Consider the following 21,405-nt stretch of genomic DNA (forward strand, 5'->3'; position numbering starts at 1 on the left):
CGCCCGGCGTGCCCGAGCAGCAGCGCCTCGGTCAGCTCCACGTCGTGGCAGCGGTCCAGCCGGATCCCGGCCCGCAGCAGCGCGGGGTAGACGGTGGCGGCGCTGGCCCAGACCCAGCGGGGCCGCTCGGCGGCCTCGCGGGCGGCCACGGCGGCGGCCAGGTCGGCCACCGGCTCCGCCGGGCCGGCCGGGCGCCCACCGTCGTCGAGCGGTTGCAGGACTCCCCCGCCCCGCTCGTCCCCCACCACCGCCACCAGCACGAACGCGATTCTGCCTCGCCGGTCCGACACTCCCCACCCCGACCACGCCCGCACCCCCCGCGCCTCATCACGAGCGCCCTCTTGCACGGAAAGAGTGGCCATTCCGCATCGAATGGCCACTCTTTCCGTGAGTCTGCGCCCTCAGCGGGCGGGCACCGGCCCGGCTACTTGCTGACGCCGGCGGTGAGGCCGGACTGGACCTGGCGTTGGAAGACGATGTACACGATCAGGACCGGGAGCATCGCCATGGTGACCCCGGCGAAGAGGCCGGACCAGTCGGACTTGTAGCCCTGGTTGACGGACAGCTCGATCAGGCCCTGGGCGATCACCTGGTGCTTCGGCTCGCCGGCCACCGACTGCATGAGCAGGGTCGGCAGGTACCACTGGTTCCACTGGCCCAGCACGTTGAAGATGCCGATGCTGATCAGGCCGGGCCTGGCCATCGGCAGCATCACGCTGAAGAAGGTCCGGGTGTGCGAGGCCCCGTCGACCTGGGCCGCCTCGGCGATCGAGTCGGGCAGCGTCCGGAAGAACGAGTGCATGAAGAAGATCGTGAAGGACAGCGACCAGGCCACGTAGACCAGGATCAACATCAGGTGCTTGTTCGGCCCGAGCAGCGGGAAGCTGATCCCGGTGTTGTAGACCCCCTTGAACAGCGGCACCGCGGCCAGGTAGATCGGCAGGGTCAGGCCGGAGAGGAACATGTAGTAGATCAGCCGGTTGCCGGGGAACTCGTAGCGCGCCAGCGCGTACGCGGCCATCGAGCCGAGCAGCATGGTCAGGGTGACGCTGCCGACCATCACCAGCACGGTGTTGAGGAAGAACGCCCCGAGGTGCCCCTCCCCCCACGCGCGCGCGAAGTTGCCCCAGTGCAGCTTGTGCGGGATCAGCGACAGCGGTTCCCGGATCACCTGCGAGTCGTCCTTGAAGGCCGACATCACCACCCACAGCAGCGGGTAGAGGACCATCACGGCCCACACCACCAGGAACGCGTGGGAGAAGCCGTTGAAGATCCGGCCGCCCCAGCCGCGCCCGCGGGTGTCGGACCCTCGTACGGGCGCCGGGCGGGACGGGGGAGCCTGGTCGGCCCGGACGGGGCCGTGCGTCGCGGTGCTCATCGTCGCCCCTCCTTCAGAACTCGATACGGTCACGACGGGTGATCCTCAGCTGCAGCGCGGCGAGCAGGATGGTGAAGATGGCCAGCGCGACACCCATCGCGCAGGCGTAGCCGAACTGGCCCTTCTGGAACGCGGTGAAGTTGAGCACCGACGCGAAGATCTCGCTGGCGTGGTTCGGGCCGCCCTGGCTCGGGGTCATGACGAAGACCAGGGCGTACATGTCCAGGGCGATGAAGCCCAGGTAGACCCAGGCGACCGAGATGGTCTCCCGGAGCAGCGGCAGGGTCACCTTGAAGAAGGTGTGGAACCGGCCCGCGCCGTCCAGGATCGCCGCCTCGTAGATGTCCTTCGGGATCGACTGCATGGCCGCGGAGAAGAGCACCATGTAGAAGCCGGCGCCGCTCCACACCGCGATGAGCAGCAGCCACCAGAGCACCGCCGGCACGCCGAGGAACGGCTCCGGGTCGGCGGTGAACGCGATCGGGTTCTCCGGGTCGACCAGACCCACCTTCATCAACAGGCCGTTGATCAGACCCTGGTTGTCGGAGCGGTAGATCTGCTGCCACATCACGGCGACGACCACCAGCGACAGCACCTGCGGGAAGAAGAAGATCACCTTGTAGAGCCCGGACCCGAACACCCCGCGGATGCCGGCCCTGTCCTCGCGTCCGCCCACGTTGAGCAGGAACGCGAGGAACAGGGCCAGCGCGATGGTGAACAGCGGCACGGTGACCAGGAAGAACACGTTGTGCCAGAACGCCTTCCGGATCAGCTCGTCGGAGAGCAGCCGGACGTAGTTGTCCAGACCGACGAAGTGCTGGGAATCGGAGTACCCACCCCAGTCGGTCAGCGAGTATCCCGCCGCCTGCGCGAACGGCCACACCACGTAGAACAGGTACAGCGCGACGGGCAGGGCCAGGAAGCCCGTGACGAAACGCGCGACTCCGTGCCGCATTGGACTCACTCTCTCCGTCGGATCAGGCGGTGCGGGTCTGCTTCTTGATCGACGAGTCCTTGGCGACCTTGTCGGCGGCCGCCTGCATCTTGTCGACGAACTGCTGTGCCGTGAGCCGCCCCGCCATCAGCTCCTCGGAGAGGTTCTGGCTCTCCTTGTCCAGGTCGGCGTAGAAGTCCGGGAACTTGACCGAGATCAGGTCCGCCGAGGCGTTCTTCATCAGCGCGTTCGCCGACGCCAGCGCCGAGTCCTGCACGTTGTCGCCGGAGCCCTTGGTGGAGGCCAGCGACTTGGTCAGCTCGGCGAACTTCGCCGAGCCGGCCTTGGACAGGATGGCCCGCAGGAACTCCTTCGCGGCCTCCTTGTTGGGCGCCTTGCTCGGCACCACGAAGCCCTCGCCGGAGCCGGCGAAGACGTCCTTGGCGGCCTTGTCCCCGGCGTTGCTCCAGTAGTCGGACAGGGTCAGCTCGAAGCCCGGCGGGATGGTGGCGGCCATCTCGTTCTTCAGCCAGGTGCCGACCTGGATGAAGGCCGCCTTGCCGTCGAGCCACGCCTGCTGCGACTGGGTGTGGTTGAGGTTGCCGGGCAGGAGCAGCTTGTCCTTGACCATCTTCTCCCACGGCTCCAGCGCCGCGACGATGCCGTCGACCTTCCAGGCGCCGTCCTTGAGGTTGTCGATGTCGATGACCGCCTGCTTGCCGACCGCCTTCCAGATGCTCGCGAAGAGCCCCCAGCGCGGGTAGTAGCCGTGCACGGCGTCGTGCACGTACGGCGCCATGCCCTTGGCCTTGATCTTCGGGGCGAGCGCGAAGAACTCGTCCCAGGTGGTCGGGGCCTGCCACCCCTCCTTCTTGAACAGGGCGGCGTTGTACCAGTTGCCCCAGACCGTGTAGGCCACGTTGACGACGTAGAACTTGCCGTTCTGGGTGCCGTCGCCGACGGTGCCCGGCAGCAGGGTGTCGGCGACCGTGCCCTCGCCGTCCCAGGCCGGCGCGGTGAGCAGGTCGTCGAGCGGCTCGATGGCGCCCTCGTTGATCAGGGTGCTGCGGTCCATGCTGTCCGCGCCCGAGTTCATCACCAGGTCGCTCGGCTGCGTCGCCATCTTCGGCTGCTCTTCGGTCTTGATCTTCTGGGTGGAAGACATGTTGACCGTGATGTTCGGGTGCTTGGCGTTGAAGACGGTCTTGTCCTCCTTGGCCCACTGGTCGCCCAGGCCGCCGTTGAAGATGACCACCTTGACGGCGCTGCCGTCCTTCACACCGAACGGGTTGTCCTTGCTCTTGGCCGCGCCGCCGTTGTTGTCGGACTTGCTCGGCTCGCTGCCGGCGCAGGCGCTGAGCAGACCGGCCGCCGGGACGGCCAGCAGGCCGGCCGCCGCGGCGCGCTGCAGCAGGATCCGGCGGCTGAGGTCGCCGGGCTTCTCGGGGGTAACCGACATCTTTGTCTCTCCTTGTGGTGTCGGGTCAGGCGGTCCGCCGGAGGCGCCCGGCGTACCGCGACTCGAGGGCGAGGTTGTGCTCGTCCCCACCGGGGACGTTGGCGGAGAGGTAGATAGGGGGCACCTCTCCGGCCTGGTGGAACCGTCGTACGACCTCGGCGGTCAGCAGCTGCGCCAGCAGCGCCGCGGTGACCGACGAGACCGCACAGACCGCGCCGCCGCCCTCGAGCGGCAGCAGTGCGTCACCGTACGGCGCGCCGTTGTCCAGCACGACGTCGGCGAGGTCGGCGAGCCGGTGCCCGCTCGGGTGGCGCGGGGCGACCCGGGCGGTGTGCTCGACCGAAGTGACCGCGATCAACGGGTGGCCCTGCTCCCGGACCAGCGTCGCCAGCTCGACCACCGAGCCGTTGATGCCGGACTGGGAGGCGACCACGAACACGTCCTCCGGCTGCGGCGCCGCCAGGGCGTAGAGCTGGTGCGCGACCGTCGGGTCGCGTTCCAGCTTCGGGTCGGCGAGCACGTCGCGGGGCGCGTCGCCGTGCAGCACGAGGTCGTGCAGGGAGAGTCGGTTGGTGGGGACCAGGCCACCGGCCCGGGCCACCAGCTCGGCGGCGAACGCCTCGGAGTGGCCGGCGCCGAAGGCCTGCAGCACGCCGCCACGGCGCAGTCCGCCGGCGATCAGGTCGGCCGCCCGGTCGACGGCCTCGGCCTGCGTGTCGACCACCCGGTCGAGCACCGGCCGGACGGCGTCCGCATACCGCTGGGCACTGATCATGAGGTGGCCCCCTTCGCGTCCTTGTGCCCGTCCACGGCCTGGGCGGTACGCCGGAAGGCCGCGTGGGCACGGTCGTGGGTACGCTGCGCCACCGCGATGTAGAGCAGGTCGAGCACGACGAGCTGGGGGTGCCGGGCGGAGAGCGCGTCCGGCCGGAAGGTGGTGGCCTGGCTGGCGGTGACCAGCACGATGTCGGCCAGCTCGGCCAACGGCGAGCGGGGGAACCCGGTCAGCGCGATCGTGGTCGCCCCCCGGCTGCCGGCCTCGGCGAGCATCTCGATGGTTTCCCGGGTCTGTCCGGTGTGCGAGATGCCGAGGGCGACGTCGCCGACGCCGAGCAGCGCCGCGCTGGCCAGTCCCTCGTGCACGTCGCTCCAGGCCCAGGCCGCCACCCCGATCCGGTGCAGGCTGAACTGCATCTCCTCGCCGACCAGCGCGCTGCCGCTGGCGCCGAAGATGTTCACCCGGCTCGCCCCGGCGATCGCCACGGCCGCCCGTTCCACCTCGGCGAGGTCGAGCAGCGCGGCGGTGTCGTGCATCGCCCGGGTGTCGGCGGCCATGATCTGGTCGAGCACCCGGGACAGCGGGTCGCTGGGCTGGATCTCCCGGCCGATGTCGACGGTCCAGCCGGCCGAGCGGGCCCGGCCGGTCTCGGCGGCGATGCCGAGCCGCAGGTCGGCGTAGCCCTCGAAGCCCATGGCCCGACAGAACCGGGTGATGGTCGCCGGTGAGGTGCCGCTGCGCTCGGCCAGCTCCACGATGGTGGCCCGGGCCGCCGCCTCCGGGTCGCTGAGCACGTGCTCAGCGACCCGACGCAGTGCCCCGGTCAGCTCCCCCGCCCCGGCCCGGACCCTGGCCAGCACCCCGTCGGAGGAGACCGCCACCGCACCCCGCCGGTCGACCGCGTCGGCGTCGGCCACCGCGGTCCCCGCGGGGGTCTCCACCTCGTGATCAACCATGGGACGCCTTTCGGAAAAGAGTGTTAACTGTTAGTGGTAAAAGTTCTTACTGAAGGCCCCTCCGTGTCAAGGCCGTGGGCGAAGTTTTCAAACTGTTACCTGGCGCACAGCCCGGATCTTGCTTCCCGGAGCGCGGCCCACCAGCATGAAGGTCATGTCGGACACCGTCGTGGTCGGCCTCGACATCGGGGGTACGTCCACCCGCGCCGCCGCCGTCACCCTCGACGGCGTACGGCTGGGCACCGGCCGGGCCGGCGGCGGCAACCCGACCAGCCACGGCGCCGACCGGGCCGCCGGGGAACTGCTGGCCGCGCTGCGGGCCGCCCTCGCCGGCGTCGATCCGGCCCGGGTCCGGGCGGGCTGCATCGGGCTCGCCGGGGCCGGCCGCCTCCTCGCCGATCCGCAGGGCCGGGCCGCCTTCGACCGGGCCTGGTCCGACGCCGGCCTGCGCTGCCCGTACGCCGTCCACGGCGACGCCCTGGTCGCGTACGCCTCGGGCACCGCGGCCCCGGACGGCACCGTGCTCATCGCCGGCACCGGCGCGATCGCCGCGCAGGTCCGCGACCTCCGGCTGGACCGGGTCGCGGACGGGCACGGCTGGCTGCTCGGCGACGCCGGCTCCGGATTCTGGCTCGGCCGGGAGGCGGTCCGCCGGCTGCTCGCCGACCTGGACCGGGCTGCGACACCGGGCGAGCTGGCCCGCCGCGTGCTCGCCGAGCTGACCGGGTCGCCCGAGGTGGCGGAGCGTTTCCGGACCACCGCCGACGCGGTGGTGCAGGCGGTGACCCGACGGCCGCCGGTGGAGCTGGCCCGGCTCGCGCCCCTCGTCGTGACGGCCGCCCGGGAGGGTGAACCCGTCGCGACGTCGCTCATCACGGAGGCCGCCGCGCTGCTGGCCGAGAGCGTGAGCCGGATCCGGCCGGCCGGGGCCACCGACCCGGTGGTGCTCGGTGGCGGCCTGCTCACCGGCGACACCCCGCTGGCCGAGGCGGTCCGCCCCGAACTGGCCCGCCGGTGGCCCGACGCGCCGCTGTGCACGGCGGGGGACGGGGCCGCCGCAGCGGCCTGGCTCGCCGCCCGCGACCTCCCGGAGGTCACCGACCCGACCGCCCTGCACGCCCTGCTGCTGCCGGCAGCGGCCTGACCGCCGGCGGCCGGACTCGCCGCCCTCCACCGGACGGCGCTCACTCCGTCACCGGCAGCATCCGGTGGGGCCCGGCGGGGAGCCGGGCACCCGGGGCGGACAGACGCCCGCAGGAGGCTACGAACTTGATGACGCGAACGACTCACGCCGGTGGGCACCAGCGTGGACCGGACCAGCCGCCCCGGCACGCCCGATCCGTCTGCGTCATCAAGTTCGTAGCGGCATGCACCCCAAGGGGGCACTGCGCACGGAGCCGACCCCTGGTCGCCGCGCCCGGCACCGCCGGATTGCCCAGCCCGCCCACGGATCCGGGAGCGGCCCGGGCCCCACCGCTCGGCGGCCCGCCGATCGTGGACCGACCACGCGGTCAGGCGAGGTCGACGAGGGCCCGCGTCAGGCGGGGCCAGACGTGGCTGCGCCAGCCGCCGTCCAGCAGGGCGAAGGTGCGCCGCTGCACCGGGTCGTCCGGGTCGAAGCCGGCGTGTTCCAGGAAGAGCCGGGTCCCCCGGCCCTCCGGCACCAGCGTCCAGGTGACCACGGTGTCCAGCCGGCCGCCGCGCCAGGACCAGCGCAGCCGGCGGGGCTCGTCCAGCTCCAGCACCTCGCAGTGGATCAGGCCGTCGAAGCCCTGACCCGGTCGGGGCGTGGTGCGGAAGGTGAACCGGTGCCCGGGAGCCGGCCGGAAGTCGTTCGGCATCAACCAGCGGGCCAGGAGATCAGAATCGGTCAACGCCCGCCAGACCTTCGCCGGCGGGTGGGCCAGGAACTGGTCCACCGCGATGGTGGCCGGCTCACTCATCGGGCAGCCCGTCCAGCACCTCGCGCAGGTCGGCGAGGCGGGCCCGCCAGAACCGCTCGTACGGGCCGAGCCAGTCGGAGACCTCGCGCAACGGCTCCGGGCGCAGCGCGTAGAACCGCTGCCGGCCGATCGGCTGCTCGGTCACCAGACCGGCGTCCTTGAGCACCCGCAGGTGCTCGGACAGGCTCGGCCGGCGCATGTCGAAGTGGTCGGCGAGCTGTTGCACGGGCTGCTCGCCCCGCTCGAGCAGCAGCCGGAGCAGCTCGCGCCGGGTGGGGTTGGCCAGCGCCGCGAAGACGTCCGCCACGTCAGATCCGGGTCGACTGGAGCACGATCCCGTTGCCGTCCGGGTCGTGGTAGGTGGCGTACCGGCCCCAGGGGGCGGTCTGGATGCCGCCGTCGGGGAAGTCCACTCCCCGCTCGCGCAGCCGGGCCACGTCGGCGTCGAGGTCGTCGGTCTCCAGCACCAGGCCCTTGAGCGAGCCGGGCGGCATGGTCGGGAACCAGGTGACCAGGGTCAGCGCGGTGTCCGCGCCCTTCGGGGCCACCTGGATCCAGCGGCCGCCGTCGGGTCCCATCGGGTTGTCGAAGATCAGGTCGAAGTCGAGCACGTCGAGGTAGAAGTCGCGGGCCCGGTCCTGGTCACTGACGGGTACGGAGACGAGTTTCACGTGGGTCACGGTCATGGCCACCAGAATAGGTAGGAGATTTCCTACCAGTCAAGCCGAGCGCGGGCCGGCCGACCCCGTCGACCGGCCCGCGACCAAGACGGACGTCAGGCGCCCGGGTAGGGCTGCCCCTGCGGCTGGCCGTACTGCGGCTGCTGCGGCGGCTGGCCGTACGGCTGCTGCTGCTGCGGGCCGTACTGCCCCTGGGGGGCCGGCTGGCCGGGCTGTGGGTAGCCGGGCTGCGCGGGGTAGCCCCGGGCGGGCTGGCCGGGGAACGACTGCTGGCCCGGCTGGGCGTACTGGCCGGCCTGCGGAGCCCCGGCGAACTGCTGCGCCTGGGCCGCCTCCTGGGCCTCCTTGCGCGACTTGAACGCCTGCACGATCAGCAGGATCGGCAGGATGAAGACGTAGATGAAGACGCGGTACCGCCCGCCCTCGAAGAGGAACATGAGGTAGAAGCCGTAGCAGAAGAAGGCGATGCCGACGACGATGTTCGCGACCCGCGAGAGGGTGGACTGCTCCTTGAGCGCCAGGCCGACGACGACCATCGCGATGCCGCCGAGCAGCAGCAACAGTTCGTAGATGAGGAGAAACATGTGATTCCTGTCGATCGATAACGGTGCCGGCCCACGATAGAGGAGGCGTCAGCGGTCGCGCTGCCCCGTTGCCTGTGGCAACGACCTCACTTGAGCTGGCCGGCGGTCAGTCCGGTCTGGATCTGCCGCTGGAAGGCGACGTAGACCGCCAGCACCGGCAGGGTGGCGATGGTCAGCCCCGCGAACAGGCCGCTGAAGTCGCCCTGGTAGCCCTGGCTGACCGCGAGCGCGGTGAGGCCCTGGGCCAGCACCCACTTGGAGTCGTCGCCCTGCATGAGCACCTGCGGCAGGATGAACTGGTTCCAGTGGCTGAGGAAGTTGAAGATCGCCACACTGATCAGTCCCGGTCGCGCCATCGGCAGCATCACCCGGAAGAAGAGCCGGAAGTGTCCACACCCGTCGATCAGCGCCGCCTCCGCGACCGACGTCGGCAGGGTCCGAAAGAAGGCGGTCAGGAAGAAGACCGTGAACGGCAGCGAGTAGGCGGCGTAGACCAGGATCAGGCCGGTCCAGCTGCCGAACAGGCCGGCGTTGCGCACCACGAAGAAGAGTGGCACCAGGGCGAGGAAGACCGGGAACATCATCCCGCCGACGAACAGGTAGTAGACGACCTGCCGGCCGCGGAACTCGTACCGGGCGAAGACGTAGGCGGCGGTCGCGCCGAGGAGCATGGTGAGGGTGAGCGAACCGGCCACCACGATGCCGCTGTTCAGGAAGTACCGGCCGATGTGCGCCTCGGTCCAGGCGCGGGACCAGTTCTCGAAGCGCAGCGCGCCGGGCAGTCCCCAGGGATCGGAGAGGATCTCGCCGTCGCTCTTGAACGAGCTGAGGAACATCCACAGCAGCGGCAGCGCGGTCAGCGCCGCCCAGAACAGCAGGAACCCGTGCGAGAAGAGGTTGGCCACGCCCCGGTCGCGGGGCGGCCGCTCGTCCGCGCGGGGGCGCTCGGCCTGCTCCGCCCCGGTGGCGGTGGCGCGATCCATGGTGGTCACGAGTACTCGATCCGATCACGACGGCCGGTACGCAGCGCCAGCACCGCGACCGACAGGGTCAGGAACAGCATCACCACGCCGATCGCGGAGGCGTAGCCGAACTTGCTCTCGCTGCCGAACGCGGTCTCGTACATCCGCAGCCCGATGACGTCGGAGGAGAAGTTGGGGCCGCCGTTGGTCATCTGCTGGACCAGGATGAACCCGTCCAGGGCGGCGATGGCCAGGTAGATCCAGGCGACCTGCACGGTGTCCCAGAGCAGCGGGACGGTGATCCGACGCAGGGTGGTCCAGCGCGACGCGCCGTCGAGCAGCACCGCCTCGTAGATGTCCCGCGGGATCGCCGCCATGGCGGCGCCGAAGAGCACCACGTAGAACCCGACGTTGCTCCAGACCATCACGGCCAGCACGCACCAGAACGCGGTGCGCGGGTCGCCCAGCCAGGTCGGCGCGGGCAGGCCGAACGCCCGCAGCGCGCCGTTGAGCAGGCCGTTGTTGGGGTGGTAGACCTCCTTCCAGAGCAGCGCGATGATCACCACGGAGAGCACCTGGGGGAAGAAGTAGACCATCCGGTAGACCGCGGTGCCCCGTACCCCGGTCACCCCGGCGCGGCCCTTGCGCCCGCCCATGTTGAGCATGGTGGCGAAGAACAGGCCGAGTCCGATGGTCACCACCGGCACCACGGCGAGCATGATCGCGTTGTTCTTGATCGCGTTCCACACCTGGCCGTCGTGCCACAGTGTCCGGAAGTTCGCCATCCCCACCGAATCGGCGTGGGCGGAGTAGCCCAGCCAGTTGGTGGTGGAGATCTGGAACGCCTGCAGGTACGGCGAGAGCACGAAGACGCCGTAGAGCACCAGCGGCGGCACCAGGAAGGTGATGATCAGCGGGTACTTGCCATGCCTCACGAGAAGACCTACTCCCCAGCGGTGGACCGGTGGGGACGGTACCGTGCCCGCCCCCACCGGCCGAACGTCACGCGGCCCGCTTGTACTTCTTGACGGAGCTGTCCTGGGCGATCGAGTCGGCGCCCTTCTGGCACGCGTCGAGGAACTCGGTCGGGGTGCTCCGGCCGCTGAAGAACTCGCCGCACGCCGCGTCGACCAGCTCGCGCTCGAGCTTGCGGTAGTAGTTGTTGTAGACCCAGTTGAAGCCGTTGCTGCCGGACGCCTCCAGCGCCTTGACCACGCTGGTCAGCCCGAACGGCAGGTCGACCCCCTCGGTCGTGCCGGCCACCACGGTCAGGCTGGAGACCTTCTTGGTGAAGTCCTGCGCGCCCTTCTTGGAGAGCATCACCCGGAAGTACTCCAGGCCGCCGGCCACGTTCTTCGCCTTCGCCGGCACCATGAACGGCTCACCGGCGGTGCCCCGGATCGCCTCGAACGGCAGCTTGTCGCCGCTGGTCAGGCTGGGCGTCGGCGCGATCGTCATGTTGAAGCCGGCCGGGGTGACCTTGGCCTGCTCGTTCTCCAGCCAGGAACCGCAGGAGATGAAGGCGGCCTTGCCCTGGCACCAGGCGGTCTGCGACTGGATGTGGTCCAGGCCCGGCGAGCCGTCCAGGATGTACTTGTCCTTGACGATCTGGTACCAGGCGTCGGCCGCGGCCTTCATGGCGTCGGACTTCCAGGCGTTCGGCTCGAGGTTGTCGATCGCCATCGCCACCGACGGCCCGCCGAGCTTGATCGCGCTGGCGATCAGCGGCCAGCTCATGTAGCGCGGGTGCTTGCCCGCGTAGGTCCAGGGGGCGATGCCGGCGGCCTTGATCTGCTTGCAGAGCGCGATGTGCTCTTCCCAGGTCTTGGCGTACTGCCAGTTCCGCTCGGCGAACAGCTTGGTGGAGTACCAGATGCCGTACGCGGTGTAGGTGTAGTTGAGGACCAGGAACTTCCCGTCGTACGAGCCGACCTCGACGGCACCGGGCAGCAGCGTGTCCCGCACCTTCTTGCCGGGCTGGTCGAGGCTCGGCGCGTCGAGCAGCGCGCCCAGGTCGGCGATGGCGTTCTGGCTGACCAGGCCGTTGAAGTCGATCTGGCCGGCGCCGGAGTTGTTGACCACGTCCGGCGGGGTGCCGTCGACGAAGCGCGGCTGGAGGGTCTTGTTGATCTCCTGGGTGGCGGAGTGCTTGATCTCGGCCTTGGGGTACTTCTCCTTGTACATGGCCTCGTGGGCCTTGGCGTAGTCCTCGCCGAAGCCGCCGTTGAAGATCACCACCTCGAGCGGGGCGTCCTCCTTGACCCCGAGCGGGTTCTGCTCGCTCTTGGTGCCCTTGTAGGTGCCGGAGTCGCCCTTGTCGTCGCCGCCGGACGTGGCGCAGCCGGCGAGCAGGCCGGCGGCGGGAGTGGCCAGCAGACCGGCGGCGGCGCTCCGCCGGAGAATCTCACGCCTGTTCATCGCATCTCCTCGGTTCGGGTATGGGCGGCCGGCCGAGGGGGACGGCGGCCGCGACATCGAGGCACGGGGGTGCAAGTGTTGCTCATCTTCACTTGATTTGAAGTTGATGAAGAATTTCTACGACAGCCGGGCGTGGACCACAAGACCCGACGACCGAACCGTTATCACCACAGGTTCGCGCCGGCTGCCATAGCCTGGGCTCATGCGCCGCCTGCGGCAGCTCGCCGAGCGCACGCCGGCCGGGCGGGAGCGCTACGTCGACCTGCTCCGGGCCCTCGCGATCACCATGGTCGTGCTCGGCCACTGGGGGATCACCGTCATCGGGTACGACCGGGCGGGCCGGCCCACCGGGCACTCCGCCCTCGGCGACCTGCCCTGGGTCTGGCCACTGACCTGGGTGGGCCAGGTGATGCCGGTGTTCTTCCTGGTCGGCGGGTACGCCAACGCCGCCTCGTTGACCGCCCGCAGACGGAGAGGTGGTGATGCCACCGGCTGGCTGGTGGACCGCAGCGCCCGGCTGGTCCGCCCCACCACCGCGCTGCTGGTGGTGCTCGCGGTCGGCGCCGCGGTGGCGAGCCTCCGGCACGCCGACCCGGTGCAGGTGCGCACCGTGGTCTGGTTCGCCACCATCCCGCTGTGGTTCCTGGTGGCGTACCTGGTCGTGGTGCCGCTGACCCCACCCATGTACGCGCTGCACCGCCGCTTCGGGCGGGCCGTGCCGGCGGTGCTGGTCGGGTTCGTCGCGCTCGGCGACCTGGGCCGGCTGCTCGGGCCGGCCGGGCTCGCCACCGGCAACTACCTGTTCGGCTGGCTCGCCATCCACCAGCTCGGCTTCGCCTGGTACGACGCCCGCACGCCGGACCTGCCCCGCCGCCGACGGCTGCCGCTGACCCGGCGGGCCGGGGCGGTGCTGCTGGCCGCCGGGCTGGCCGCGCTGGTGCTGCTCACGGTCGTCGGCCCGTACCCGGTGGTCATGCTCAACGTGCCGGGCACCCGGCTGGACAACGCGGCGCCGCCGAGCCTGGCGCTGCTCGCGGCGGCCACCGCGCAGCTCGGCCTGATCCTGCTGCTGCGCGGCCCGGCCGAGCGGTGGCTGCGCCGGTGCCGCCCCTGGCAGGCGGTGATCGCGGTGAACTCGGTGGTGCTCACCGTCTTCCTCTGGCACCTGACCGCGGCGGTGCTGCTGATCGGCCTGCTGGACGCGCTCGGCGCGCTGCCCACCCCCCGGGTCGGGTCGGCGGCCTGGTGGGCCTGGCGGATCCCCTGGGTGCTCGCCCTCGCCGTGGTGCTCGCCGCGCTGGTCGCCGTCTTCGGCCCGATCGAGGCCCGGTCGCGGCGGCACCCGACCGGGGCCGCGCCGACCCGCCCGTGGCGCACCGGACTGGCCGCCGGGGGGTACGCGGGCATCGTCGCCGGGCTGCTGCTGAACAGCCTCACCCGCAAGGTCGCGGCCGAGCCGCTGGGGCTGCCCGCCCCGGCGCTGGTGGCGTACCTGGCCGGGGCGGGGGCGCTGCGACTGCTCAGGTCTGGGTCGGGAAGCCGAGGTTCACCCCGCCGTGCCGTGGATCCAGCCACCGGCTCGTGACCACCTTGCCCCGGGTGAAGAAGGCGACCCCGTCGGCGCCGTGCGCGTGCAGGTCGCCGAAGAGCGAGGCCTTCCAGCCGCCGAAGGAGTAGTAGGCCATCGGCACCGGGATGGGCACGTTGATCCCGACCATGCCGACCTCCACCTCGTGCTGGTAGCGCCGGGCGGCCCCGCCGTCGTTGGTGAAGATCGCCGTGCCGTTGCCGTACGGGTTGGCGTTGACCAGCTCCACCGCCTCGTCGTACGAGCCGACCCGGACGACGCTGAGCACCGGGCCGAAGATCTCGTCGGTGTAGATCGACATCTCCGGGGTGACGTGGTCGAAGAGGGTCGGGCCGAGCCAGAAGCCGTCCGGGTCCCCGTCGGGGCTGACCGAACGGCCGTCCACCACCGGCACCGCGCCGGCCGTGATCCCGGACTCCACGTAGGAGCGGACCCGCTCGGCGTGCGCGGCGGTGACCAGCGGGCCCATGTCGCAGCCGCGCCGGCCGTCGCCGGTGCGCAGCCCGGCCATCCGCTCGGCGATCTTCGCGACCAGGGCGTCGGCGACCGGCTCCACCGCGACCAGCGCGGAGATCGCCATGCACCGCTCCCCCGCCGAGCCGAAGCCGGCGTTGACCGCCGCGTCGGCGGCCAGGTCCAGGTCGGCGTCGGGGAGCACCACCATGTGGTTCTTCGCCCCGCCGAGCGCCTGCACCCGCTTGCCGTTCAGCGCGCCGCGCTGGTGCACGTACCTCGCGACCGGGGTGGAGCCGACGAACGACACCGCCTTCACGCCGGGGTGGTCGAGCAGCGCGTCGACCGCCTCCTTGTCGCCGTTGACCACGTTCAGCACGCCGTCGGGCAGGCCCGCCTCGGTGAACCACTCGGCCAGCAGCAGCGCCGCGCTCGGGTCCTTCTCGCTCGGCTTGAGCACCACCGCGTTGCCGCAGGCCACCGCCACCGGGATGAACCAGAGCGGCACCATCACCGGGAAGTTGAACGGCGAGATCACCGCCACCACGCCGAGCGGCTGCCGCAGGCTGTACGAGTCGACCTCGGTGGAGACGTTCTCGCTGAAGCCGCCGCGCAGCGCCGAGGGGATCCCGCAGGCGTACTCGATCACCTCCAGGCCGCGCTGCACCTCGCCGGCGGCGTCCGCGAGCACCTTGCCGTGCTCGGCGGTGATCACCTCGGCGAGCCGGTCGCGGCGGGCGTGGACCAGCTCGCGGAAGGCGAACAGCACCGCCGTGCGCTTGGCCAGCGAGGTGTCCCGCCAGGTCCGCGCGGCCCGCTCGGCGGCCTCCACCGCGCCCGCCACGTCCGCGGCGGAGGCCAGCGCCACCTGACCGGTACGCCGGCCGGTGGCCGGGTCGAAGACGTCGCCCCGCCGCTCCGAGTCGCCGGCCACTCGCTTGCCGTCGACGTAGTGCCCGATCCGGTTCATGCGGCCACCTCCGCGGCGACGGAGGTACGGATCGCGTCGACCAGGATGGCCAGGCCCTCGCGGGCCTCGTCCTCGGTCAGGGTCAGCGGCGGTCCCATCCGCACCACGTTGCCGTACAGGCCGCCCTTGCCGACCAGCAGGCCACCCGCCCGGCAGGCCTCGAAGACCCGGGTGGTGAGCGCCGGGTCCGGTTCGGTGCCGCCCGGCCGGACGAACTCCACGCCGAGCATCAGGCCCTTGCCGCGTACCTCGGCGACGCGGTCCAGGTCGGCGGTCGCGGCGCGCAGGCCGTCGCCGAGGATCGCGCCGACCCGCGCGGCGTTGGCCTGCAGGTCGTGGTCGAGCAGGTAGTCCAGGACCGCGTTGCCGGCCGCGGTGGAGACCGGGTTGCCGCCGAAGGTGGAGAAGCTGATCGCCGGCACCGACTCCAGCACGTCGGCCCGGCCGACCACGCCGGCCAGGGCGAAGCCGTTGCCGATGCCCTTGGCGAAGGTGATCAGGTCCGGGGTGACCCCGTGCGCCTGGTAGCCCCAGAAGTGCTCGCCGGTGCGGCCCCAGCCGGTCTGCACCTCGTCGCTGATCAGCAGGATGCCGTGCTCGTCGAGCACCTTCTGCCACGCCGCGAAGAGCCCGTCCGGGCCGTGCACGAAGCCGCCGACGCCCTGGATCGGCTCGGCGATCAGGCAGGCCACGTCGCCGGAGGTCTGGGTGGCGAGCACCTCGCGCAGGTCCTCCACCGCCGCGTCGATCCGGTCGCTCTCGTCGAGGCGGGCCAGCAGGCCGCGCAGCCGCTCGCCGGAGTGCAGCCAGGCCACCTGGAGCGGGTTGAGAGGGCTGGCCGACCAGCTCCGGTTGCCGGTCACCCCCATCGCCGCGTACGAGCGGCCGTGGTAGCTGTTGCGCACGGCGAGGATCTGGTGCGAGCGGCGGTGGTTGGTGGCGACCAGCAGCGCCGCCTCGTTCGCCTCGGTGCCGGAGTTGGTGAAGAACACCCGGGCGTCCGGGATGCCGGAGAGCCGGGCCACCTTCTCGGCCAGTTCCACCTGCTGCCGGATCAGGTAGAGGGTGGAGCTGTGCACGATGCCGGTGGACAGCTGCCGCTCGACCGCCTCGCGGATCTCCGGGATGTCGTAGCCGATCATGTTGGTCAGCACCCCGCCGAAGAAGTCCAGGTAGCTGCGGCCCTGCGCGTCGGTGACCCGACGGCCGGAGCCGGCGACCAGCTCGATCGGTTCGGCGTAGTAGAGCGGCATCCAGGACGGGAGCACGGCCCGGTGCCGGGCCAGCAGGTCGTCGGAGGTCATTCGGCGCACCCTTCAGCGGCGGTTGGTCCTCGCACGCTCTCACCGGGTGACCGCCGGGACAACTGTCAGTGTGTAGCGCAGCGACCGTCCACGGCTGACACGACGTCAACCATCCCATTGCGGTTTCCGGAGCGGAACGCGCTCGGCACCCACCTTTCCGTCAGGGTCCAGGCTGGTCAACCACTAGATCCGCAGCATCCGCGCGTGGTGCGGCGCTCCTACGCTGGGCCCGTCCGGCCGCCGTCGGGAGGGAGCGCCGCCATGCGGGTGGAGGAAACCGTCGCCGAGCTGGCCCGGGTGGCCGCGCGGGAAGTGGGTCGGGGCAGCGAACGGCTCGCCGTACCGGTGGCCGGTGGCCTGCTCACCGCCGCCCGCTCGCTCGCCGGCCGGCCCGCCCCCGACGCCGCCGTACTCACCGGATTCTTCATCCCGGCCGCCGCGCCGCCCGCCGCGGAGACCGACGGCCCGATCGGCGCGGTGCAGATCGCCGCCGCGCTGCGCGCCCTCGGCGGCCCGGCTGGTCACCGACACCCCCTGCGCGCCGGTGGTCGCCGCCGCGATCGCCGCCGGCGCGCCCGGCGTCGCGCTCGACGTGGCGCCACTGCGGGGGTACGACGACTGGGCGGCCGGCATGCTGCCCCGGTGCGCGCGGCTGTCGCACGTGGTCGCCTGCGAACGGGTCGGCCCGGGCGTCGACGGCCGGCCGCGGAACATGCGCGGCGAGGACATCGGCGGGCACACCGCCCCGCTGGACCGGCTCTTCACCGCCGGCCCCGCCTTCCGGATCGGCATCGGCGACGGGGGCAACGAGCTGGGCATGGGCCGACTCCCCGCCGAGCTGGTCGAGTCGGTGGTCGACCGGGGCGCCGAGATCCGCTGCGTGGTCGGCTGCGAGGCGCTGCTGGTCGGCGGCACCTCCAACTGGGCGGCCGCGGCGCTGGTCGGCGCCCTCGCCGTGCTGCGCCCGGAGGTGGCCGCCCTGCGCGAACTGCTCCACCCGGAGTGGTCGCGGCAGGTGCTGGCCGCGATCGTCGAGGAGGCCGGCGCGGTGGACGGCGTACGCCGCCGGGCGGAGCCGAGCGTGGACGGCCTGGACTGGCCCGCGTACGCCGAGCCGCTGGCCCGGATCGCGGAGCTGGTCGCCGCGGCGGCCTGACGCCCCGCGGACCTCGTCGGCCGCACCGTCGCCCGACGCCGCCGACCGACCCCGGACGCGGGTGCGCGCCCCGGCGGCGCCGGCATCGCCGCTGAGACCGGCATGTCTCCGCGACATCAACATGTCTGTGCGACATGTCGCTCCTGAGTCCGGTGCCCGCCGGACGGCGACCGGGCGCGCCACCGCGCCCCGGTCAGGTGGTGGCCCGGCGCTCGCGTCCGGCCAGGGGTCCGGGCTCTCGCCCCGGCGTCCCGGGGCCGACCGGTCGGTCCGCGCCCGCGTCCGCGGCGCGCGGTCCGGGCCGCGGGTCGTCCGGGCTCGTCGCGGCCGCGGCCGGCCGGGCGGGCCGGCGGCGCGGCAGATGCAGCGCGGCGGCGACCAGCCCGAAGGCGCCCCAGGCGACGGCCAGGGCGACGGCCGGCGAGACGTCCTGGAGATAGTGGTAGGCGGCGAGGAATCCGACCAGGGCCAGGCTGTTTCGGGCGAAGTGCCGGGTGAAGTCGGCCAGTTGCCGGCGGGCCTCCACGGCGACCAGCACCCCGGAGTACGGGAAGGTGACCACCATGCCGCGCAGCAGTTCGCCGAGCAGCCCGGTGAGCACCGCGCCGACGAAGATGACGAGGAGCTTGGCCGGCGCCGCGAGGCCGTCCCGCCCGGCGGCCGGCGGCCGCTCCGAGGGCTCCCCCGACGCGGGTCCGGCGGGTGCCGGCGCGGCGGCCGCGCGGCGCCGGAGCAGCCCCATGGCGACCGCCCAGAGCGCCGCGGTGCCGGCGAGGGTCGCCTCGAAGGGCAGCGGAACCGCCAGCACACCCGCGCTCAGCGCCACGTACGCCGCGACCCCGGCCAGGTCGGCGAGGAGGATCGGCCAGCGCCACCGGCGGTGGGTGACCGCCACGGCGACGAAGAAGAGGTTGAGCCCGACCACCCCGAGCAGCTGCGCCCCGTCCACCCGGTGGCCGGTGGTGACCAGGGCGAGGGTCATCGGCAGCGGCAGGCTGTAGACGAAGGCGCGGACGCGGACCGAGCGGATCACGCTGACCGCCCAGACCACGGCGGTCACCAGGAGCACGGCACTCCACGTCACGGCGGCCCCTGCTCAGTCCTGAAAGGTGGCGCGGTCGGCGCAGAGCCGGAAGATCCGGGTGAGCCGGTCCACGTCCGCCCGGTTGACCGAGAACTGGTTCTCGCTGATCTCGCCGTGCGCGGTCATCCTCGCCTCCCAGCAGCTCGAACCGTCCCAGATGGTCAGGTTGACGTGCAGGTGCGTGCTGACCGCGCCGAACGGTAGCAGGCCCACCCGGACCCCGGCCCGGCGTTGCTTCTCCACCAGTTCGGTCAGTTCGTCGGTGAGCGTGGCGAAGACGAAGATCCGGGTGATCCGTACGCCCCGGGCGAGGGCGGCCACGTTCGCCTCCCAGTAGCGCCGGCCGACGTCCCCGCGCCACCAGCTCAACTCGCCGCTGGCCCGGGGCATCACGTTGGTCAGCCCGAGCAGCTCCCGGGCGCAGTCCCGGGTGGCGCCGACCAGGTCCTCGTCGTCGTCGCCGCGCCGGATGACGCGGCCCGCGGCGAGCTGCTCGGCCTCCAGCCGGAACTCCTCGTAGCGGTGCTGCGCCTCGACGGCCACCCGGGTCCCGGCGTGCCGTTCGGCCGCCTCGCGGATCGCCGCGGCGAGCTGCGGGGTGGCCCGGACCAGCCAGGGCGGCCCGTCCAGCAGCGTACGCAGGTGGAACCGGCGCTCGGCCCGGGCCAGCGAGTCGACCAGCAGCGAGATGGTGATGCCCATCAGCCCGGCCAGCAGCGACTCGACCCCGGTCGCCGCGTTGGTCAGGTCCAGCGTCACGGACAGGAAGATGGAGAGCGTGATGCCGATCAGCGCGACCGGGTCGGTGTGCGCGACCAGCCGGGCGAAACCGTCGGCGGACCCGGCCCGGCTCCTGGAACGTCGACGTACCACGTCACCCGCCATCGGCATCCTCCGATCCCGCCCTGGCCCCCAGGGTAGCCACGATCCACAACGGCCGGTGCGTGCCCACCGGCCGGCGGTAGCATCCGCCGGGTGCGGACGACGGAGGTGGCGCTGCCGGCCGGCGCGGCGGGGGCGGTCGGGGCGGAGCTCGCCGCGGGGGTACGGGCCTGGGTGGAGTCGCCGCCGCTACGCGCCCTGGTCGGGCACTTCGGCGGCGACTGGCCGGCCGGGGACGTGCCGGCGGTGCTGGCCGGGCTGGACGACTTCTCCGCCCGGCACTGGGACTTCCGGGAGGGACGGGAGCGCCCCGAGGCGCGGGAGCCGGCCTTCGATCCGGCCACGTCCCGCCTGGTGCTCGCCGCCGCCGACGCGCTGGGCCTGGTCCGGGCGGCCCCGCCGGCGCTGCCCCGCTACGCCCATCTGCTGGTGCTCGGCGGGCTCGCGCACGCCTGCCTGCGGCGCACCGCGTACGCGGCGCACCTGGTGCGGACGGTCGCCCGGGTCACCGGCGAGGTGGCCGTGCTGGGCAGCTACCGGGCCCTGTCCCCGGCCGAGACGCGGATGCTCGCCGACGCCGGGATGACCGGCTGCGCCACCGAGGTGGACGCCCTCGACGCGGGGGTCCGCGCGGCGTTCGGGGTGCGCGTCCCGAGCGAGGAGACCGGCGAGGACGCGGACCACCCGCACCGGGCCTGGTCCTCCCGCACCTACCGCCCCGCCGGCCTGCCCCCGGTACGCGTGCTCGCCGCCCCGTCCAGCGAGCCGGACCGGCGCCGGGCGCACACCGCGGACACCCAGCGGTTCTGGGCCGAGCACGTGCGGCTGCGCGCGGGCGACCCCGTGCTCATGGTGACCGCGCCGATCTACGTGCCGTTCCAGCACTGCGACGCGCTGCGCACCCTCGCGGTGCCGTACTCCTGCGGGATCGACACGGTCGGGGTGGACCCGGCGCTGGCCCTGCTGGCCCGGCTGCCCGAGCCCACCCTCACCCCGGGTCGGTACCTGCAGGAGATCCGCTCCGCGATCCGGTCCCTGCGCGCCCTGCACGCGGTCCTGCCGTAGCCCGTCGTGGACCGGGGAGCCGGCCACACCGGGGCCGGCGCCCGGCGCACCGCCGGACGCCGGCCGGTACGCCGGTGTTCAGTTCACGTAGACCGGGCTGCCGCCCTGGGTGCTGTCCACCACCGGCGAGTACCGCGCGCTGAAGTACGCGGTGCCGAAGCAGATGCTGGACCCGGAGTACTTGGTCAGCGCCTGGTTGGTGAACGTGATCGAGTTGGTGTTGTTGTCCGCGCTGCCGGTGAGGGTGTTGCTGCTGGTCCGGTAGACGCAGGTGATCGTGCCGAGCAGCGTGTTGAGCACGACGGTGCTCTGGATCGGTGCGGTGGCGGTGCCGGAGATGGTCACCACGCCCGCGCTGGTGACGGAGGTGGCGTAGGGCAGGTTGTTCACCGTCACGCTCTTCACCCCGGTGGTGCCGAGCACGTTGCTGGTGCAGCTGGTGAAGGTCTGCGCGGTGAGGCTCTCGGTGGCCGTGCCCGGCGCGGCCGGGTTGCTCAGCACCGCGGCGCTGAAGCTGGACGCGGCGCACTTCAGCCCGCTGGTACCCGTGGTCGACGAGTAGAAGGTGGCACTGGTGCCGCTGGCCAGGCTGGCCTGGATCACGTCGCCGACGGCCGCGGCGGTGCCGCCGGGGGTCGGATAGGTGAGCACGGCGCCGGCGAGTTGGGACGACGGGGAGGCGGCAGCGGGGGCGGCCCCGACCAGGCTGGTCAGCAGCGCCACGGCGGCGAGGCCCGCGCCGATTCGTCCGTACCTGAGCATGGTTCTTCCTTCCGATGGTGGGGACGGGACGGATCGCGCCCCCACGGGG

The 21,405-nt window shown here is 72.3% G+C and carries 20 protein-coding genes and 2 pseudogenes; 4 read left to right on the plus strand and 18 right to left on the minus strand.

Annotation, left to right across the window (positions count from 1 at the left end):
* The 6 genes and pseudogenes from EFE23_RS15535 to EFE23_RS15560 all read right to left on the minus strand — a co-directional run.
* Nucleotides 1–290, minus strand: a pseudogene (locus tag EFE23_RS15535) (bifunctional 3'-5' exonuclease/DNA polymerase); the annotation flags it as partial.
* A gap of 134 nt (nucleotides 291–424) precedes the next feature.
* Nucleotides 425–1,378 (minus strand): carbohydrate ABC transporter permease, encoded by a 954-nt coding sequence (locus tag EFE23_RS15540; RefSeq protein ID WP_123241646.1) that lies wholly within the window; start codon nucleotides 1,376–1,378, stop codon nucleotides 425–427.
* 13 nt (nucleotides 1,379–1,391) lie between these two features.
* Nucleotides 1,392–2,333 carry a carbohydrate ABC transporter permease gene (locus EFE23_RS15545; RefSeq protein ID WP_123241647.1) on the minus strand — a complete coding sequence of 314 codons (942 nt, stop codon included), beginning with the start codon at nucleotides 2,331–2,333 and terminating at the stop codon, nucleotides 1,392–1,394.
* A 22-nt stretch (nucleotides 2,334–2,355) separates the two neighbouring features.
* Nucleotides 2,356–3,771 carry an N-acetylglucosamine/diacetylchitobiose ABC transporter substrate-binding protein gene (gene ngcE / locus EFE23_RS15550; protein WP_123241648.1) on the minus strand — a complete coding sequence of 472 codons (1,416 nt, stop codon included), beginning with the start codon at nucleotides 3,769–3,771 and terminating at the stop codon, nucleotides 2,356–2,358.
* 25 nt (nucleotides 3,772–3,796) lie between these two features.
* Complete coding sequence (locus tag EFE23_RS15555) at nucleotides 3,797–4,546, minus strand: SIS domain-containing protein (protein WP_123241649.1); 750 nt, start codon at nucleotides 4,544–4,546, stop codon at nucleotides 3,797–3,799.
* Complete coding sequence (locus tag EFE23_RS15560) at nucleotides 4,543–5,505, minus strand: MurR/RpiR family transcriptional regulator (protein ID WP_123241650.1); 963 nt, start codon at nucleotides 5,503–5,505, stop codon at nucleotides 4,543–4,545. The genes EFE23_RS15555 and EFE23_RS15560 overlap by 4 nt, the downstream gene beginning before the upstream one ends.
* Nucleotides 5,506–5,659: 154 nt before the next feature.
* Here EFE23_RS15560 and EFE23_RS15565 point away from each other — a divergent pair, with 154 nt between their 5' ends.
* Nucleotides 5,660–6,649 carry an N-acetylglucosamine kinase gene (locus EFE23_RS15565; RefSeq protein WP_123241687.1) on the plus strand — a complete coding sequence of 330 codons (990 nt, stop codon included), beginning with the start codon at nucleotides 5,660–5,662 and terminating at the stop codon, nucleotides 6,647–6,649.
* A 367-nt stretch (nucleotides 6,650–7,016) separates the two neighbouring features.
* Here EFE23_RS15565 and EFE23_RS15570 read toward each other — a convergent pair whose 3' ends face one another.
* The 7 genes from EFE23_RS15570 to ngcE (EFE23_RS15600) form a co-directional block, all read right to left on the minus strand.
* The gene (locus tag EFE23_RS15570; RefSeq protein ID WP_123241651.1) at nucleotides 7,017–7,448 is read right to left on the minus strand and encodes an SRPBCC family protein; all 432 of its coding nucleotides are present in this window, start codon (nucleotides 7,446–7,448) and stop codon (nucleotides 7,017–7,019) included.
* Nucleotides 7,441–7,755: an ArsR/SmtB family transcription factor gene (locus EFE23_RS15575; protein WP_123241652.1), complete on the minus strand. Its 315-nt coding sequence runs from the start codon at nucleotides 7,753–7,755 to the stop codon at nucleotides 7,441–7,443. The genes EFE23_RS15570 and EFE23_RS15575 overlap by 8 nt, the downstream gene beginning before the upstream one ends.
* 1 nt (nucleotide 7,756) lies before the next feature.
* Entirely contained in the window at nucleotides 7,757–8,134 is a 378-nt protein-coding gene (locus EFE23_RS15580; protein WP_123241653.1) for a VOC family protein, read from the minus strand.
* An 89-nt stretch (nucleotides 8,135–8,223) separates the two neighbouring features.
* A complete protein-coding gene (locus EFE23_RS15585; protein ID WP_123241654.1) occupies nucleotides 8,224–8,712 on the minus strand; it encodes a hypothetical protein in 489 nt (162 codons plus the stop codon).
* 86 nt (nucleotides 8,713–8,798) lie between these two features.
* Nucleotides 8,799–9,695, minus strand: coding sequence for a carbohydrate ABC transporter permease (locus tag EFE23_RS15590; protein ID WP_123241688.1), 897 nt, complete (start codon nucleotides 9,693–9,695; stop codon nucleotides 8,799–8,801).
* A 5-nt stretch (nucleotides 9,696–9,700) separates the two neighbouring features.
* Nucleotides 9,701–10,609 carry a carbohydrate ABC transporter permease gene (locus tag EFE23_RS15595; protein WP_123241655.1) on the minus strand — a complete coding sequence of 303 codons (909 nt, stop codon included), beginning with the start codon at nucleotides 10,607–10,609 and terminating at the stop codon, nucleotides 9,701–9,703.
* 67 nt (nucleotides 10,610–10,676) lie between these two features.
* The gene (gene ngcE / locus EFE23_RS15600) at nucleotides 10,677–12,092 is read right to left on the minus strand and encodes an N-acetylglucosamine/diacetylchitobiose ABC transporter substrate-binding protein (protein ID WP_123241656.1); all 1,416 of its coding nucleotides are present in this window, start codon (nucleotides 12,090–12,092) and stop codon (nucleotides 10,677–10,679) included.
* Between the two features lie 202 nt (nucleotides 12,093–12,294).
* Here ngcE (EFE23_RS15600) and EFE23_RS15605 point away from each other — a divergent pair, with 202 nt between their 5' ends.
* A complete protein-coding gene (locus EFE23_RS15605; RefSeq protein ID WP_123241657.1) occupies nucleotides 12,295–13,677 on the plus strand; it encodes an acyltransferase family protein in 1,383 nt (460 codons plus the stop codon).
* Here the strand turns inward: EFE23_RS15605 and EFE23_RS15610 are convergent.
* Together EFE23_RS15610 and EFE23_RS15615 are read right to left on the minus strand one after the other, a co-directional pair.
* Entirely contained in the window at nucleotides 13,613–15,103 is a 1,491-nt protein-coding gene (locus tag EFE23_RS15610) for a CoA-acylating methylmalonate-semialdehyde dehydrogenase (RefSeq protein WP_123241658.1), read from the minus strand. The two genes, EFE23_RS15605 and EFE23_RS15610, sit on opposite strands and share 65 nt — an antisense overlap.
* Nucleotides 15,100–16,407 (minus strand): aspartate aminotransferase family protein, encoded by a 1,308-nt coding sequence (locus tag EFE23_RS15615; protein WP_123241659.1) that lies wholly within the window; start codon nucleotides 16,405–16,407, stop codon nucleotides 15,100–15,102. Before EFE23_RS15615 ends, EFE23_RS15610 begins: the two co-directional genes overlap by 4 nt.
* 261 nt (nucleotides 16,408–16,668) lie before the next feature.
* Between EFE23_RS15615 and EFE23_RS15620 the strand changes: the two are divergent.
* Nucleotides 16,669–17,563: pseudogene (locus EFE23_RS15620) on the plus strand (glutamate cyclase domain-containing protein).
* Nucleotides 17,564–17,756: 193 nt separating this feature from the next.
* On the opposite strand, the gene EFE23_RS15625 reads toward EFE23_RS15620, so the two are convergent.
* Together EFE23_RS15625 and EFE23_RS15630 are read right to left on the minus strand one after the other, a co-directional pair.
* A complete protein-coding gene (locus EFE23_RS15625) occupies nucleotides 17,757–18,647 on the minus strand; it encodes a hypothetical protein (protein WP_148058454.1) in 891 nt (296 codons plus the stop codon).
* A 12-nt stretch (nucleotides 18,648–18,659) separates the two neighbouring features.
* The gene (locus tag EFE23_RS15630) at nucleotides 18,660–19,532 is read right to left on the minus strand and encodes a hypothetical protein (protein ID WP_123241661.1); all 873 of its coding nucleotides are present in this window, start codon (nucleotides 19,530–19,532) and stop codon (nucleotides 18,660–18,662) included.
* 90 nt (nucleotides 19,533–19,622) lie between these two features.
* On the opposite strand from EFE23_RS15630, the gene EFE23_RS15635 reads away from it, so the two are divergent.
* Entirely contained in the window at nucleotides 19,623–20,594 is a 972-nt protein-coding gene (locus EFE23_RS15635; RefSeq protein WP_233601005.1) for a hypothetical protein, read from the plus strand.
* A 78-nt stretch (nucleotides 20,595–20,672) separates the two neighbouring features.
* Here the strand turns inward: EFE23_RS15635 and EFE23_RS15640 are convergent, their stop codons facing one another.
* Nucleotides 20,673–21,356, minus strand: a complete 684-nt coding sequence (locus tag EFE23_RS15640; protein WP_123241663.1) for a Tat pathway signal sequence domain protein — start codon at nucleotides 21,354–21,356, stop codon at nucleotides 20,673–20,675.
* Between the last annotated feature and the right edge of the window lie 49 nt (nucleotides 21,357–21,405).

Origin of the sequence: Micromonospora solifontis, assembly GCF_003725545.1 — a bacterium.
GTDB lineage: Bacteria > Actinomycetota > Actinomycetes > Mycobacteriales > Micromonosporaceae > Micromonospora > Micromonospora solifontis.

What these genes read in the sequence shown, in the direction of transcription:
- EFE23_RS15560 (WP_123241650.1), bottom strand. Translation starts at nt 5,505, where the DNA reads ATGGTTGATCACGAGGTGGAGACCCCCGCGGGGACCGCGGTGGCCGAC.
- EFE23_RS15605 (WP_123241657.1), top strand. Translation starts at nt 12,295, where the DNA reads ATGCGCCGCCTGCGGCAGCTCGCCGAGCGCACGCCGGCCGGGCGGGAG.
- EFE23_RS15540 (WP_123241646.1), bottom strand. Translation starts at nt 1,378, where the DNA reads ATGAGCACCGCGACGCACGGCCCCGTCCGGGCCGACCAGGCTCCCCCG.
- EFE23_RS15580 (WP_123241653.1), bottom strand. Translation starts at nt 8,134, where the DNA reads ATGACCGTGACCCACGTGAAACTCGTCTCCGTACCCGTCAGTGACCAG.
- EFE23_RS15615 (WP_123241659.1), bottom strand. Translation starts at nt 16,407, where the DNA reads ATGACCTCCGACGACCTGCTGGCCCGGCACCGGGCCGTGCTCCCGTCC.
- EFE23_RS15555 (WP_123241649.1), bottom strand. Translation starts at nt 4,546, where the DNA reads ATGATCAGTGCCCAGCGGTATGCGGACGCCGTCCGGCCGGTGCTCGAC.
- ngcE (WP_123241656.1), bottom strand. Translation starts at nt 12,092, where the DNA reads ATGAACAGGCGTGAGATTCTCCGGCGGAGCGCCGCCGCCGGTCTGCTG.
- EFE23_RS15545 (WP_123241647.1), bottom strand. Translation starts at nt 2,333, where the DNA reads ATGCGGCACGGAGTCGCGCGTTTCGTCACGGGCTTCCTGGCCCTGCCC.
- EFE23_RS15585 (WP_123241654.1), bottom strand. Translation starts at nt 8,712, where the DNA reads ATGTTTCTCCTCATCTACGAACTGTTGCTGCTGCTCGGCGGCATCGCG.
- EFE23_RS15630 (WP_123241661.1), bottom strand. Translation starts at nt 19,532, where the DNA reads ATGGCGGGTGACGTGGTACGTCGACGTTCCAGGAGCCGGGCCGGGTCC.
- EFE23_RS15570 (WP_123241651.1), bottom strand. Translation starts at nt 7,448, where the DNA reads ATGAGTGAGCCGGCCACCATCGCGGTGGACCAGTTCCTGGCCCACCCG.
- EFE23_RS15590 (WP_123241688.1), bottom strand. Translation starts at nt 9,695, where the DNA reads ATGGATCGCGCCACCGCCACCGGGGCGGAGCAGGCCGAGCGCCCCCGC.
- EFE23_RS15640 (WP_123241663.1), bottom strand. Translation starts at nt 21,356, where the DNA reads ATGCTCAGGTACGGACGAATCGGCGCGGGCCTCGCCGCCGTGGCGCTG.
- EFE23_RS15610 (WP_123241658.1), bottom strand. Translation starts at nt 15,103, where the DNA reads ATGAACCGGATCGGGCACTACGTCGACGGCAAGCGAGTGGCCGGCGAC.
- EFE23_RS15565 (WP_123241687.1), top strand. Translation starts at nt 5,660, where the DNA reads ATGTCGGACACCGTCGTGGTCGGCCTCGACATCGGGGGTACGTCCACC.
- ngcE (WP_123241648.1), bottom strand. Translation starts at nt 3,771, where the DNA reads ATGTCGGTTACCCCCGAGAAGCCCGGCGACCTCAGCCGCCGGATCCTG.